The sequence below is a fragment of the Streptomyces sp. NPDC037100 genome, from assembly GCF_055606225.1.
Genome location: NZ_JBVJSX010000001.1, coordinates 128,434 through 142,232, shown reverse-complemented (window position 1 = coordinate 142,232; position 13,799 = coordinate 128,434). Strand labels below are relative to the sequence as shown.

The 13,799-nt window shown below is 71.8% G+C and carries 15 protein-coding genes; 8 read left to right on the top strand and 7 right to left on the bottom strand.

All coding sequences use genetic code 11. The features are described 5' to 3' along the window. Positions 1-53 precede the first annotated feature (53 nt). Positions 54-953: a phytoene/squalene synthase family protein gene (locus ACZ7EG_RS00625; protein WP_471070262.1), complete on the top strand. Its 900-nt coding sequence runs from the start codon at positions 54-56 to the stop codon at positions 951-953. An 11-nt stretch (positions 954-964) separates the two neighbouring features. Next, positions 965-1,939, top strand: coding sequence for a polyprenyl synthetase family protein (locus ACZ7EG_RS00620; protein ID WP_471070260.1), 975 nt, complete (start codon positions 965-967; stop codon positions 1,937-1,939). 383 nt (positions 1,940-2,322) lie between these two features. Here the strand turns inward: ACZ7EG_RS00620 and efeU are convergent, their stop codons facing one another. From efeU to efeO, 3 genes are read right to left on the bottom strand one after another with little or no spacing between them, the layout of a single operon-like run. Continuing rightward, the gene (gene efeU / locus ACZ7EG_RS00615) at positions 2,323-3,156 is read right to left on the bottom strand and encodes an iron uptake transporter permease EfeU (RefSeq protein WP_471070258.1); all 834 of its coding nucleotides are present in this window, start codon (positions 3,154-3,156) and stop codon (positions 2,323-2,325) included. 4 nt (positions 3,157-3,160) lie between these two features. Next, positions 3,161-4,396 carry an iron uptake transporter deferrochelatase/peroxidase subunit gene (gene efeB / locus ACZ7EG_RS00610; protein WP_471070256.1) on the bottom strand — a complete coding sequence of 412 codons (1,236 nt, stop codon included), beginning with the start codon at positions 4,394-4,396 and terminating at the stop codon, positions 3,161-3,163. Positions 4,397-4,407: 11 nt separating this feature from the next. After that, complete coding sequence (gene efeO, locus ACZ7EG_RS00605; RefSeq protein ID WP_471070253.1) at positions 4,408-5,556, bottom strand: iron uptake system protein EfeO; 1,149 nt, start codon at positions 5,554-5,556, stop codon at positions 4,408-4,410. Between the two features lie 335 nt (positions 5,557-5,891). On the opposite strand from efeO, the gene ACZ7EG_RS00600 reads away from it, so the two are divergent. Continuing rightward, the gene (locus tag ACZ7EG_RS00600) at positions 5,892-6,536 is read left to right on the top strand and encodes a PhzF family phenazine biosynthesis protein (RefSeq protein ID WP_471070251.1); all 645 of its coding nucleotides are present in this window, start codon (positions 5,892-5,894) and stop codon (positions 6,534-6,536) included. 162 nt (positions 6,537-6,698) lie between these two features. Here ACZ7EG_RS00600 and ACZ7EG_RS00595 read toward each other — a convergent pair whose 3' ends face one another. Together ACZ7EG_RS00595 and map are read right to left on the bottom strand one after the other, a co-directional pair. Beyond that, on the bottom strand, positions 6,699-7,346 hold the full coding sequence (locus ACZ7EG_RS00595) for a biliverdin-producing heme oxygenase (protein ID WP_471070249.1): 648 nt from the start codon (positions 7,344-7,346) through the stop codon (positions 6,699-6,701). A gap of 98 nt (positions 7,347-7,444) precedes the next feature. After that, complete coding sequence (gene map, locus ACZ7EG_RS00590; RefSeq protein WP_471070247.1) at positions 7,445-8,302, bottom strand: type I methionyl aminopeptidase; 858 nt, start codon at positions 8,300-8,302, stop codon at positions 7,445-7,447. A gap of 58 nt (positions 8,303-8,360) precedes the next feature. Between map and ACZ7EG_RS00585 the strand changes: the two genes are divergently transcribed. Further along, complete coding sequence (locus ACZ7EG_RS00585; protein WP_031105401.1) at positions 8,361-8,594, top strand: hypothetical protein; 234 nt, start codon at positions 8,361-8,363, stop codon at positions 8,592-8,594. Between the two features lie 408 nt (positions 8,595-9,002). Here the strand turns inward: ACZ7EG_RS00585 and ACZ7EG_RS00580 are convergent, their stop codons facing one another. Continuing rightward, the gene (locus ACZ7EG_RS00580; RefSeq protein WP_344457441.1) at positions 9,003-9,605 is read right to left on the bottom strand and encodes a hypothetical protein; all 603 of its coding nucleotides are present in this window, start codon (positions 9,603-9,605) and stop codon (positions 9,003-9,005) included. Positions 9,606-9,858: 253 nt separating this feature from the next. On the opposite strand from ACZ7EG_RS00580, the gene ACZ7EG_RS00575 reads away from it, so the two are divergent. The 3 genes from ACZ7EG_RS00575 to ACZ7EG_RS00565 all read left to right on the top strand — a co-directional run bounded on the left by ACZ7EG_RS00575 (position 9,859) and on the right by ACZ7EG_RS00565 (position 11,941). After that, positions 9,859-10,932, top strand: a complete 1,074-nt coding sequence (locus tag ACZ7EG_RS00575; RefSeq protein WP_471070244.1) for a sialidase family protein — start codon at positions 9,859-9,861, stop codon at positions 10,930-10,932. Positions 10,933-10,970: 38 nt separating this feature from the next. Further along, positions 10,971-11,690 (top strand): NADPH-dependent F420 reductase, encoded by a 720-nt coding sequence (npdG, locus tag ACZ7EG_RS00570; RefSeq protein WP_471070242.1) that lies wholly within the window; start codon positions 10,971-10,973, stop codon positions 11,688-11,690. A gap of 71 nt (positions 11,691-11,761) precedes the next feature. Next, a complete protein-coding gene (locus ACZ7EG_RS00565) occupies positions 11,762-11,941 on the top strand; it encodes a hypothetical protein (protein ID WP_471070240.1) in 180 nt (59 codons plus the stop codon). 9 nt (positions 11,942-11,950) lie between these two features. Here the strand turns inward: ACZ7EG_RS00565 and ACZ7EG_RS00560 are convergent, their stop codons facing one another. Continuing rightward, a complete protein-coding gene (locus ACZ7EG_RS00560; protein WP_471070238.1) occupies positions 11,951-12,751 on the bottom strand; it encodes a site-2 protease family protein in 801 nt (266 codons plus the stop codon). Between the two features lie 104 nt (positions 12,752-12,855). On the opposite strand from ACZ7EG_RS00560, the gene ACZ7EG_RS00555 reads away from it, so the two are divergent. After that, positions 12,856-13,611 carry a DUF6578 domain-containing protein gene (locus ACZ7EG_RS00555; RefSeq protein ID WP_471070236.1) on the top strand — a complete coding sequence of 252 codons (756 nt, stop codon included), beginning with the start codon at positions 12,856-12,858 and terminating at the stop codon, positions 13,609-13,611. Positions 13,612-13,799 lie beyond the last annotated feature (188 nt).

Genomic DNA, 13,799 nt, shown 5'->3' with positions numbered 1-13,799 from the left:
GACCGAAGCACCGGCCCCGGAAGGGAGCCGGTCGAGCAGAAAAAGGTTCACAGATGCTGGTAGGGCGATGGCTGGACGCGGCGGGCATCACCGATCCCGTCCTCCGGCGCTGCTACACGGTGTGCGTGCGCGAGCTGGACGGCGCCGACGGAGGAACCGCCCGCTGGCAAGGCCTGCGCAGCGCCCCCGCACCGGCCCGGCCTCACGTGGCGGCACTGCTCGCACACGGGCACCGTGCCGATCTCTGTGCCGACAGCGGCCCGGCCGGAGACCGTCAGCGACGCTTCACCGCGTTTGTCGAGGCCACCCGGGCGGCCTTCGCCACCGGCGGCTCCCCCGACCCCGTGCTGCATGCCACCGTCCGCACCTACCGGACTTTCGGCATCCCGCTGTCGGCGGCCGAGGACATGTTCAGCGCGATGCAGCGGGACCTCGACTTCCGTGACTTCGCCACCTACGAGGAACTGCGCCAGTGGTGCATGCAGATGACCGGTGGCTCGTTGGCCGCGGTCTACCGGGTGACGGGTGCCGCGACCGGACCCGCCGATGAGCTGCTGGTACGCGAGTTCTCCGTGGCCGCACAGTTGACGGATGTGCTCTGCGACCTGTCGGAAGACCTCGACGACGGGCGCCTCTACCTGCCATTGGAGGACCTTGACCGGTTCCACGTGCGCGCCGAGGAGCTCAGGGCCAGACGCTGGACACCGGCTGTGGCCGACCTCATCGCGTTCGAAGCCGAGCGCGTCACGGGACAACTTCGCAAGGCCGCTGAAGTGGACCATGGTCCCGCGAGCGCCCTCTGGCACGCCCACCGTGAGCACCTGGCCTTGATCATCGCCGCGGTGCCGGCCGCGGGCCAGGACGTCCTCCACCGACCGGTACGGCCGCCCCTGGGCACGCTGCTCCAGGTGTGGCGACCCCTCATGCGCGCCGTGATCCCCGCCGACCTGTGAAAGGACATGACATGTCCCATGCTGTGGCCCCCGCCGACGACACGGCCGTTCGGCTCCTGGAGGCCGAGTTGCTGCGCTGGGTGGGCAGCGGCGACAGCCTGCTGGAGCTGGCCTGCCTGGACGCGCTGTTCCCTCCGGGCAAGCTCCTGCGCCCCGTCCTGTGCATGGAGTCGGCCAGGGCCGTCGGCGGCACCGCCGACCAGGTTCTGGCTTTCGCCGCCGGCATCGAATGCCTGCACGTCGCCAGCCTCATCCACGACGACATCGTCGACCAGGACCCAGTGCGCCGCGGGCGGGCCTCCACCGCCGAACAGTACGGCCTCGCCGAGGCCCTGGTGGCGGGCGACGGACTGTCGATGGCCGGAATCGCGGCCCTGATCAGCTCCGGCCCCGCCGAGCGCGTGCTGCAGGCAGCACGCCTCACCGTCGAGGCCCTGCGCCACATGTGCCAGGGCATCATGCGCGAAACCGAGATCCGCGGCGACCTGACCTGCGGAGCGCCGGCCGTCCTGGACATCATGCGGGCCAAGACCGCCGCGCTGACCGGCGCCGCCTGCCAGGCCGGAGCGATCCTGGCCGGAGCGACCCGGCAGCAGCACCAGGCCCTGCGCCGGTACGGAGAACAGCTCGGGCTGGCCTTCCAGATCCGTGACGACCTGCTCCCCTACACCGCCGACGACCAGGCCACCGGCAAGACAGCCACCAGCGACGTCGCCAACCTCCAACCCACCCTGCCCGTCGTGCTCGCGCACGAAGCCGCCGACGAAACCGACCGCAACCGCCTGACCACCGTGTTCAGTGACGGCACCGATCCCGTCACCGCACACCGGGAGGTCCTCGCGGTGCTCACACGCACCGGCGCCCTCGGCAGGGCGGCCCGGATGGCGTCCTCCTGCGCCGAACGAGCACGCGCCGAACTCACCGGCCTGCCGGACTCCACCCGGCTCGCCCGACTTGCCACCTCCGCAGCCGACCGCCGGCGCTGACCGGGCGCCTGCCGGCCACGGCTCCGTCAAGTCACCTCGGCTTTTCCTGTCGCACCCGCCTCAGCAGCCGACCGCCGGCGCTGACCGGGCGCCTGCCGGCCACGGCTCCGTCAAGTCACCTCGGCTTCTCCTGTCGCACCCGCCTCAGGCGTACGCGGGAGATCCGAACGCATCAACTCGGCAGGGAAGCGCAAGGCTGCGGACGCGGGCGCGTCCCGCACAGCGTCGCGGGCGCCGCGGCCGCCCGTTCCGCCACCGCTGCGGGCATGCGTGCCGCTGGGGGCGATGGGAGTCCCCCTGCTCGAGCGAAGCCGAGAGCTTGGGGGAGGGTGGGCGCAGCGGTACCCCGTCACGCCGGGGTGCGCACCCACCCGGCCTCGGCTTCACACCTTGTCGCGCACCGGAGTCGGGGCCGTGGTCCTGGTCGGTGCCAGGAACAGGGCCAGGGTCGGGATCAAGTACAGGAGCCAGACCGTGACTTGGAGCGTCGTGGGGTCGGGCTGGAAGTTGAGGACGCCCTTGAGGAGCGTGCCGTACCAGCTGTCCGGGGGGATCGTGCCGGAGATGTCGAAGGCCTTGTCGGTGAGGCCGGGCAGGAAGTCGGCCTCCTGGAGGTCGTGGAAGCCGTAGGCCAGGACGCCGGCCGCGACGACCACCAGCATGCCGCCCGTCCACGTGAAGAACCTCGCCAGGTTGATGCGCAGCGCGCCCCGGTAGAACAGCCAGCCCAGGAGGATCGCCGTGAGGAGGCCCAGGGCGACGCCCAGCAGGGGACGCGGTGTGCCGTCGCTCGCCGCGTGAACCGACGCCCAGACGAACAGGGCCGTTTCCAGGCCCTCCCGGCCCACCGCGAGGAACGCGGTCGCGACCAGCGCGCCCGTGCCCATCGCCAGCGCCGCGTCGAGCCTGCCGTGCAGCTCCGACTTGAGGTGGCGGGCCGTGCGGCGCATCCAGAACACCATCCACGTCACCAGGCCGACCGCGAGGATCGACAGCGAGCCGCCGAGCGCCTCCTGGGCCTGGAACGTCAGCTCCTGGGAGCCGAATTCGAGGGCGCAGCCGAAGCCGAACGCGAGGACGATCGCGACGGCTATGCCGGTCCAGATCGGCTTCAGGGCGTCCCTGCGGTCCGTCTTGACCAGGTAGGCGATGAGGATGCAGACGACGAGGCTGGCCTCCAGGCCCTCGCGCAGACCGATCAGGTAGTTGGAGAACACGGGCTCAGGCCTCCTTCGAGAACAGCGTGCTGCCCCACCAGTCGTCCTTGTCGCGGACGCCCGGCGGGACGGCGAAGAGCGCCGAACCCACGTGCTGGATGTACTCGTTGAGCGCGTCCACGGCCAGGCTGCGCTGGATGGGGATGAAGCCCTTGCGGACGTCGCGCTGGTAGGCCAGGAAGAACAGGCCCGCGTCCAGGCGGCCGAGGCCGTCCGTGCCGTCGGTGAAGGAGTAGCCGCGGCGCAGGATCGTCGCCCCGTGGTTGGTGTCGGGGTGCGCCAGCCGGACGTGCGCGTCGGGCTTCATCGCCTTCAGGAACGGCTCGTCGCGCTCCTTGGCCTTGCCGACCGGGGCGCCCTCGCCCTTGTCGCGGCCGAAGATGTCCTCCTGCTCCTGGAGCGAGGTGCGGTCCCAGGTCTCGATGTGCATGCGGATGCGGCGCGCCACGAGGTAGCTGCCGCCCACCATCCAGGCCGGGTCGTCCTTCTCGTCCACCCAGACGAACTTCTTCAGGCGGTCCGTCTCCGTGCCCGCGATGTTGCGGGTGCCGTCCTTGAAACCGAACAGGTTGCGCGGGGTCTGCCCCTCGGGCGTCGTCGACGACGTCTTGCCGAAGCCGAGCTGTGACCAGCGGATGACGACCTTGCCGAAGCCGATGCGGGCCAGGTTGCGGACGGCGTGCACCGCGACCTGGGGGTCGTCGGCGCAGGCCTGGATGCACAGGTCGCCGCCGCTGCGGTTCTTGTCGAGGTTGTCGCCCGCGAACTTCGGCAGGTCGACCAGGGCCTCCGGGCGGCGGTCCGCGAGGTCGAACTTCTCGAACAGGGACGGGCCGAAGCCGATCGTGAGGGTCAGGCGGGAGGGCTTAAGACCGAGCGCCTCGCCGGTGTCGTCCGGGGGCGCCTCGGGCAGGCCGCCGAACGCGCCCTCGCCGACGGCGTGCCCGGCCGTCATGCGCCGGGCCGCCTCGGTCCAGTCCTTCAGCAACTGGACGAAGGCCTCCCGGTCGTCAGTCGTCACGTCGAACGCGGCGAAGTGCAGGCGGTCCTGCACCGGCGTGGCGATGCCCGCCTGGTGCGGGCCGTGGAAGGCGATCGCCGAGCCTGCCGGTTCGGCGTCGTCCTCGGTGCGGGCCATCGCCACCGCGCCGCCTGCCGCGGCGGCGCCGAGCGCCAGGCCCGCGCCGCCCCAGCCGAGCAGGGAACGGCGGCTGGGGGAGGGGGAGTTGGTGTCCGTCATCGGGGCCTCCGCTACTTGACCACGGCCGCGGCGAGCTTCGACAGCGGCTCCGCCAGGGCGTTGACCGCGTCCGAGAGCTCCTTGCGGTCGGTCTTGCCGACCTTGTCGTAGGAGGTGAAGTCGTACGACGTCGTGTTCGGGCGGTACTGGTCGAGCAGCTTGTCCAGGGCCGCGAACTGCTCGTCGAGTTCGGTGACGAGGGCCGCGTCGTTCTCCTTGGCGACCGGCTTCAGCAGGTCGTAGGACTTCTGCGCGCCCTCGACGTTGGCCTTGAAGTCGACCAGGTCGGTGTGCGAGTAGCGCTCCTCCTCGCCGGTGACCTTGCCGGTGGCGACCTCGTCGAGGAGTTCCTTGGCGCCGTTGGCCATGGAGGTGGGGGTGATCTCGGCCTTGCCGACCCGGTTCTGCCAGTCCTTCAGGTCCTTGATCAGCAGGTCGGCGAGGTCCTTCTCGCGGTCGCCGATCTTCTTGTCCTGCCAGAGGGCCTTCTCCAGGCGGTGCCAGCCGGTCCAGTCGGTGGCCGGGTCCTGGCCGTCCTCCAGGCCGTCCTCGCGGACGTCGACCTTGGGGTCGATGTCGCCGAACGACTCGGCGACCGGCTCGGTGCGCTCCCAGCCGATGCGGGAGGGGGCGTACGCCTTCTTCGCCGCTTCGATGTCGCCGTCCTTGACGGCCTCGGCGAACGCCTCGGCCTTCGGCAGCGTCTCGTCGGCCTGCGCTTGCGCGTAGGCACGGTAGGCGGCGACGGCCTTGTCCAGGCGGGGGTCGCGCTTGACGGCCTTGCCGCCGGTGGCCTTGACGGCCTGGCGGATGCCGTCGCCCTTCATGCCGGGCTTGCAGGCGATCTGGTAGTCGCCGGCCTTCACCTCGGCGGTGACCCGCTGCTTGGTGCCGGGGCCTATGTTCTCCCGCTCGGTGACCACGCGGTCGTCGGGGAAGAGGACGTAGACCTCGGTGACCTTGGAGCCCTTGTTCTCGACGGCCAGCTCGACGTGCCCGGCCGGGAACTCCTTCTTCGAGACCTGGCACTTGTCGTCGGTCGCCGTCACGTTGATCACGTGGTCGCCGTCCTTCGCGTCGCTCTTCTCGGTGCAGCCGGTGACGGCGGCCAGGGCCGCCGCGGCGGCGATGACGACGGAAGCGGGACGGGCGGGTCGCATGTGGGCTCCAGGAGAGAGGAAGGTGAGGCTCACCTAAGGGCAGCACATAAGGATTACCTAAGTGGCTCAAAATGGCCCCCATGATTGGGTCAAGGAAAGGTCAAAGGTCGCGTTTCGGTGCCCCGGGGCCCGGCGCCTGCCCCGCCACGCCCGGCGCACGGGAGCGAGGCCCGGTGCGCACCGGCCATGACGAGTTCCGGACCACACACCACCCCGCCGCCACGCCACCGGCGCGCACCCTTGACCCCGGGCGTGCGCCCGCCCGGCCCGGTCGGGCGCGAGCATGCCGCATCACGAGGATGTCCGACCCGTCGCGCGATGTTTGAATTCCCCTCGTGACTGACTACGACGTGCTCCGCGTCTTCTGCGGGCCGAACGGTGGATACGGCAACGAGCTCGGGGTCGTGCGTGAGGGTTCCGTGATGCCGGAGCGGGACGAGCGGCAGGCGTTCGCGGCGAAAGTCGGGTTCAGCGAGACCGTGTTCGTCGACGACCCCGAGCGCGGGGTGATCGACATCTACACGCCCACCCTGCGCCTGCCCTTCGCCGGGCACCCCTGCGTCGGGACGGCATGGCTGCTCGACGTGCCCGAGCTGGTGACGCCCGCCGGAGTGGTGGGGGCCCGGCAGGACGGGGAGTTCTGCTGGATCGAGGCCCGGGCGGAGTGGGCGCCGCCGCGGACGCTGCGGCAGTACGGCAGCGCCGCCGAGGTCGACGACCTGGCCGTGCCGCCGCCGGGGGAGTGGGTGTACGCCTGGGCATGGGAGGACGAGCCGGCCGGGCGGATCCGGGCCCGGGCCTTCCCCGGCCGGGACGACGGCATCGACGAGGACGAGGCGACGGGGGCCGCGGCCCTGCTGCTCACCGACCGGCTGGGCCGGGCCCTCAACATCACGCAGGGCGCGGGCTCCCAGATCCTCACCGCGCCCCAGCCCCACGGGTGGACCGAGGTCGGCGGGCGGGTCCACCTCGAACGCTGACCCGGGCGGAGCGCGTCCGCAGGGGTGGAACAGGGCGGGCGGTGAAGGGGCGCTCCGGGTATGACCGAGCGCCGGCGGTCGGCATCCGCCGAGCAGGACAGGCCCGGCTTTCTCCCGGGCCGGAACCGGGGCCCCTGGCCGCGCGTGAGAGGCCCCGCCCGTTCACGCCGTGAGCGGGAACTCCGCACCCAGCGCCTCGAACATCCCGTTGTTCAGCCCGTACGCCCGCTTGCACTCGGCCACGACCCGCTGCCGCTCCAGCTCGTCACCGGGCAGCGCGTCCAGCAGCTCGCCGTAAGTCCGCTTGAAGGCGGCCGGGTTGGGGATCTCCTCGAAGACGTAGAAGCGCACCCCGTCGCCCTTCCTCGGGAAACCCCAGGTCTTCTCGGCCGTGTCGCGCATGATCTGCCCGCCGGAGAGGTCACCCATGTAGCGGGTGTAGTGATGGGCGACGTAACCGGCCGGCCAGGTGCGGGCGCATGCGCTGATCCGCTCCGCGTACTCCAGGGTCGCCGGCAGCGCGCTGACCGACGTCCGCCAGCCGGGGCCGCGCAGATGCTCCAGGTCCTGCTCCAGTGCCGTCATCCGGAACAGCTCCGGACGGACGAAGGGGCCGGCCACCGGGTCCGCGGCCAGCCGCCGGGCGCCGGACTCCAGTGCCCCGTACACGAACCACAGCTGCTCGGTGTAGCGCGCGAACGCGTCGACCCCCAGCTTGCGTCCCAGCAGGTCACCGATGAAGGTCGAGCCCCTGACCTCCTCGTGCTGCTCGCGGGAAGCCGTCCGAAGGAGCGTCGAGAAGGATTCCATGCGGACACTTTTCCCGACGTGGTGTCGGTAAAAACCCCCAGCGGGAAAGGAACGGCCCGCCCTCTGCGGGAGAGCGGGCCATGCGGGGGTGGTGCGGGCTACGGCAGCGTGAGGATCTCCGCGCCCGAGTCCGTCACCACCAGCGTGTGCTCGAACTGGGCCGTCCGCTTCCGGTCCTTCGTCACGACCGTCCAGCCGTCGTCCCACATGTCGTACTCGTGCGTGCCGAGCGTCAGCATCGGCTCGATCGTGAACGTCATGCCGGGCTGGATGACGGTCGTCGCGTGCGGGCTGTCGTAGTGCGGGATGATCAGGCCCGAGTGGAACGACGAGTTGATGCCGTGCCCGGTGAAGTCCCGGACCACCCCGTAGCCGAAGCGCTTGGCGTACGACTCGATGACCCGGCCGATGATGTTGATCTGCCGGCCGGGCTTGACCGCCTTGATCGCCCGCTCCAGGGACTCCCGGGTCCGCTCGACCAGCAGCCGCGACTCCTCGTCGACGTCACCGACCAGGTAGGTGGCGTTGTTGTCGCCGTGCACACCGCCGATGTACGCCGTCACGTCGAGGTTGACGATGTCGCCGTCGCGCAGGACCGTCGAGTCCGGGATGCCGTGGCAGATGACCTCGTTGACGCTCGTGCACAGCGACTTGGGGAAGCCGCGGTAGCCCAGCGTCGAGGGGTAGGCGCCGTGGTCGCACATGTACTCGTGCGCCGCCCTGTCCAGCTCGTCCGTGGTCACGCCGGGGGAGATCAGCTTCGCGGCCTCCGCCATCGCCCGGGCCGCGATCCGGCCGGCCACGCGCATTGCCTCGATCGTCTCGGGCGTCTGCACCTCCGGTCCGGTGTACGGCGTCGGCGCGGGCTTGCCGACGTACTCGGGGCGACGGATGTTTCCGGGCACGGAACGGATGGGGGACAGCTCCCCCGGGACGAGCAGCGACTGGCCAGACATGCCAGCGAGTCTAACCAGCGGCCATGGGGGAACATGACGATGGCGAGAGGAGCTGGTCATGGCCCTGTTCAAGAAGCGCACGGTCGGCAAGCCGGGTGAGTGGTACTACTGCCTGGAGCACAAGAAGGTCGAGGAGGGGCCGGAGTGCCCCAACAAGGACCGGTTCGGGCCGTACGCCTCCCGCACGGAGGCCGAACACGCGATGGCGACCGCCCGCGAGCGCAACCTCCAGTGGGAGAACGACCCCAAGTGGCATGACGCACCGGCGGGCAGCCGGGACGACGAGAGCTGATCCCACCGACGCCCGGGGCCGCGGCCCCGGGCGTTCGTGATGTGCGGGGGTGCCCACGAGGCCAGTGCGTCGTGCTGGAGGCCGCGGCTCCGGAGAGCGGGACGTGGACGACCTGCCTGGCGCGCTCCGCGATGGCCGGGTACCTGGGGGCGGACCGGGAGCGGCGGCGGGACGCCTGGCGGCCTGTGGCGGTACCCCGGCGGCCGGCAGCGGGACGCCCGGCGGCCTGTGGCGGTACTCCGGCGGCCTGTGGCGGTGCCCCCGGTGGGCCGGTGGCGGTGCCGGAAGCCGGGGGTGCCCACGAGGCCGGCGGCGGGACGCCTGGCGGGCCTGTGGCGGTGCCGGAAGTGGGACGAATGGGCGTCACCGGCGGGCCGGGGGCGGTGCCGGCGGCGGGACGCCCGGGCGTCACCAGCGGGCCGGTGGCGGTGCCGTCAGGTGCTCCGCCAGGCGCGCCACCCGGTCCCGCAGCCGGCGCCGCCCCCTCGGTGTGGGCAGGGCGTTCTCCCCGGCCGCCGCGCTGACCAGGTGCTGCACCGTGTCGAGGTCCAGCTCCGAGCCGTCGGGGACGGCCAGGGTCTCGTGCGCCATGGACGGCAACTCGCCCGGGCCGGGGCCCAGGGCCAGAACCGTAGCCCCGGCGCGACGGGCGTCGGACACCCGTTCCAGGAGTGGTGCGGCGGGCCCCTCGGGAGCGACCACCAGCAGCGTCTCGCCCCGCCGGGCCGCCTCGAGCCGGCCCAGACCGACCGCCAGATGCGTCGGATCGCAGGGGCGCGCGTCGTGCCGTACCAGCGTCGGGGCCAGCTCCGGCGTGCCCGACCAGGCGGCCTCGTCCACCAGGTGTGCGGCCAGATGCCACGGCTCGTACTCCCGCGTGCCGACGAGCAGCAGCCCGCCCCCGTGCGACACCACCGAGCCGCGCAGCGCCCCGGCGAACCGCCGCGTGGCCTGGAGCCACTCCGTCCCGGCGAGCACTTCCCGCAGCAACGCGACCCGTACCGCATCCATGGGCCGCATCCTGCCCCGAGCGGTCACTCGTGACGTCGAGTTCATCCCGCATTCGCCCGGGCTGGGTAGGCGGACCGGTCACCTGTACCACCGTCGAACGACCGGAGGAGTCCGCCGAATTCGCCCATGTTGGGTAGGCGGACCGGTCACCTGTACTGCCGTCGAACGACCGGAGGAGTCCGCCGAATTCGCCCATGTTGGGTAGGCGGACCGGTCACCTGTACTGCCGTCGAACGACCGGAGGAGCCCGCCGATGACCGAGACCAGCGTCCCCTTCCGCGCCGGACAGGAGGGATACGCCAGTTTCCGCATCCCCGCCGTCGTCGCCACCGGCACCGGTGACCTGCTCGCCTTCTGCGAGGGCCGGGTCGGCTCCCGGGACGACTTCGGGAACATCGACGTCGTCCTGAAACGCTCCACGGACGGCGGACGGACCTGGGGGCCGCTCCAGGTCGCCGCGCGCAACGGCGACGCCCTCGCCGGCAACCCGGCCCCGGTCGTCCTCGACACCGGCCGCGTCCTCCTCGTGCACGTGCGCAACGCGGCCCTCGCCACCGAGGACGCCATCCGTCGCGGCAAGGTGAGCGCGGCCGACGGACGCCGCGTCTGGGTGCAGCACAGCGACGACGAGGGCCGCACCTGGTCCGCGCCGAGGGAGATCACCCAGGAGACCAAGCGGCCGGAGTGGCGCTGGTACGCCACCACCCCCGGCCACGCGATCCAGCTGAGCACCGGCCGCGTCGTCGTCCCCGCCAACCACTCCCTGCCGCCCACCGGCACCGACAACGGCACGGAGGGCAGGTACAACGGTGGTCACTGCCTGCTCAGCGACGACGCGGGCACCACCTGGCGGATCGGCTACGTCGACGACGACACCGACGGCTACATCAACGCCAACGAGACCACCGCCGCCGAACTCCCCGACGGGCGCGTCTACTTCAACACCCGCAACGACTCGCCTTCTCCCGGCACCCGCGCCGACGCCCACTCGGCCGACGGCGGACAGACCCTGGTGAAGCCCTTCCGTCCGCAGGCCGGTCTCGCCGCCCCGGTCTGTGAGGCCGCCGTCCTCCAGCTGCGCGACCCCGACCTGCTGCTGTACTCCGGCCCCGCCGACCCGGGCTTCCGCGCCCTGATGACGATCCGTGCCTCCACCGACGGCGGCACCACCTGGCGCCCGGTGCACACCGTGGACGGCCTGCCCGCCGCGTACTCGGATCTCGTGCGCGTCGACGCGGACACCGTGGGCCTGTTGTACGAGACCGGCGACTTCGGCGCCTACGAGACGATCACGTTCCGGCGGGTCCCCGTGACGGAGCTGACCTGAGCCGCCCGGGGTGACGGCGCGGTCGTAGAGTCAGGGCCATGACCTCTACCGACAATGCTGCCACCGAGAATGCCCAGAAGGCGCCCGCCAAGGACCCCTGGGACCTGCCCGACGTCTCCGGACTCGTGGTGGGGGTGCTCGGCGGGACCGGACCGCAGGGCAAGGGCCTGGCCTACCGGCTCGCCAAGGCCGGGCAGAAGGTGATCATCGGCTCACGGGCCGCGGAGCGCGCCCGGGCCGCCGCCGAGGAGCTCGGTCACGGAGTCGAGGGCGCCGACAACGCCGAGACCGCCCGCCGCAGCGACGTCGTGATCGTCGCCGTGCCGTGGGACGGCCACGGCAAGACCCTCGAGTCCCTGCGCGAGGAACTGGCGGGCAAGCTCGTCGTCGACTGCGTCAACCCGCTCGGCTTCGACAAGAAGGGCGCCTACGCCCTCAAGCCGGAGGAGGGCAGTGCCGCCGAGCAGGCCGCCGCCCTGCTCCCGGACTCCCGGGTCACGGCCGCCTTCCACCACCTGTCGGCCGTACTGCTCCAGGACCCGGAGATCGACGAGATCGACACCGACGTGATGGTGCTCGGCGAGGTGCGGGCGGACGTGGAGATCGTCCAGGCCCTCGCCGGCCGCATCCCCGGGATGCGCGGTGTCTTCGCCGGGCGGCTGCGCAACGCCCACCAGGTGGAGTCGCTGGTGGCCAACCTGATCTCCGTCAACCGCCGCTACAAGGCGCATGCGGGGCTCCGCGTCACCGACGTGTGAGCCGGTGAACGCATGGGGGACACTGGACGGCATCAGCAGTGCCGCAGTGTCCCCCGACAGGAGTCGACCCCATGCCCCGCCTCGCCCTCTACGCCCTGATCGTCTGCGTCCTGTCCGTGGCCGCGGCCGTGGTCTCCTTCGTGCAGGGCAGCTGGCTGGGGATCGTGTGGGTGCTGCTCGCCGGGCTGTCGTCGAACATGGCCTGGTACTACCTGAAGCGCGCCAGGGCGCAGAAGTCGGTCACGCACTGACCGCTCCCGTCACGGGGCCGCCTGGCAGAACTCGTTCGAGCCCTGCCAGAAGCGGTACAGCTCCTGACCGCAGTACGTCTCGAAGTCACTGATCCCGAGGGACTTCAGGATCGTGTCGATCACGTCGAAGAAGACGCCGTTCACCGCCGGCAGCCACAGCAGCGCGAACACGAACAGCAGGCCGAACGGCGCGAACGGCTCCACCTGGCGGCGGATGTTGTACGACAGCCAGGGCTCGATCACGCCGTAGCCGTCCAGCCCGGGCACCGGCAGGAAGTTCAGCAGCGCGGCCGTCACCTGGAGCAGCGCGAGGAAGGCCAGCGCGAAGCGGAAGTCGCTCGGCACGCCGTCCAGCGCGTCCAGCCAGAACGGGGCGGTGCAGACGACGGCGAACAGCACGTTCGTCAGCGGACCCGCCGCCGAGATGAGGCTGTGCTTCCAGCGCTCCCGGATCCGCCCCCGCTCGATGAACACCGCGCCGCCGGGCAGCCCGATCCCGCCCATGATCACGAAGATCACCGGCAGCACGATGCTGAGCAGCGCGTGCGTGTACTTCAGCGGGTTCAGGGTCAGATAGCCCTTCGCGCCGACGGAGATGTCGCCGCTGTGCAGGGCGGTGCGCGCGTGGGCGTACTCGTGCAGGCACAGCGAGACGATCCACGCCGCCGTCACGAACAGGAACACGGCGACGCCGGGCTGCTCGGCGAAGCCGGTCCAGGTCGCCCATCCCGTGACCGCCGTCACGGCGAGGATCCCGACGAACACGGGGCTGATCCGCCGCTCGCTGTGGCGGGTGGTGGCGGTGGTCATGGGGCTCCCTGCATTCGTCGACACGGGGTGGGACGGCCCGACGGTACCGGGCGCAGGTGAAAAACGTCTCGCGCGGGGCGGTCGGTTCCGGGGAGGCTGGGGGAATGGGGCTGTGGCACGTGTACTACGAGGACTGGCAGATGGAGTGCTGCGGCACACCGTTCTCGGTGGGGGACGAGGTGAGCTGGCCGCTGCTGCTCGTGGGCCCGGACAGCGTGCTGGGCGGCGGCTGGCACGACCAGCTCACCGAGGTGGCCGGGTCTGTGGAGGACATGGGCGGGGTGCGGTTGGTGCGGGAGGAGTCGGGCCTGCCGGTGGCCCTGGGGGCGGGTCCCGACGCCGCGGAGGACCTGCGCCCGCGGCCGGGGAGCCGGACCCGGTCGGTGGGGCTGCTGTCCGTCGAGCGGCACGGCGCGAAGTGGCCCGAGGCCGGCGGGCGGGTGCGGGCCGTGCAGGTGCTGACCCAGAGCTGGGCCGAGACCGCGCCCGGATCGCGGTCCTACCAGCCGGTGGCGGGGGAGCGCCGGCTGCGGCTGGTGGACCGGTGCCCGAAGTGGTTCAAGGAGACCGAGGCGGAGCGGGCGGCCGACGGGCGGGGACGGCGCTCGCGTGAATCGGGGCTGGTGGTGACCCTGGACGTGCCGGACACGGACTCCCGGCTCTCCCACGCCGTCCGCGAGGCCCGGGGCATGCCCCAGCACGCGGAACCGGGCGCGGAGACCCGCGACATCCCGGCGGCGGACCTGACGGCCCTGCTGGAGAGCCTGAGCAGGCCCGGGAGACGAGGCCGTCCGGGCACCGCCGGGCGGTCGAGGGGCCCGACGTCCGTCGCGCGGCACGGCGAAGACGAAGGACCGTGACAGGCCCCCGCTCCGAAGCCGCCGTCGTGATGCGGGCTGGTGGTCGGGCAGGCTTCTGGCTCGGGAGTCGCCGTCGTGGCGTGTGTGACGTGGGCTGGTGGTCGGGCAGGCTTCTGGCTCGGGAGTCGCCGTCGTGGCGTGTGTGACGTGGGCTGGTGGTCGGGCAGGCTTCTGGCTCGGGAGTCGCC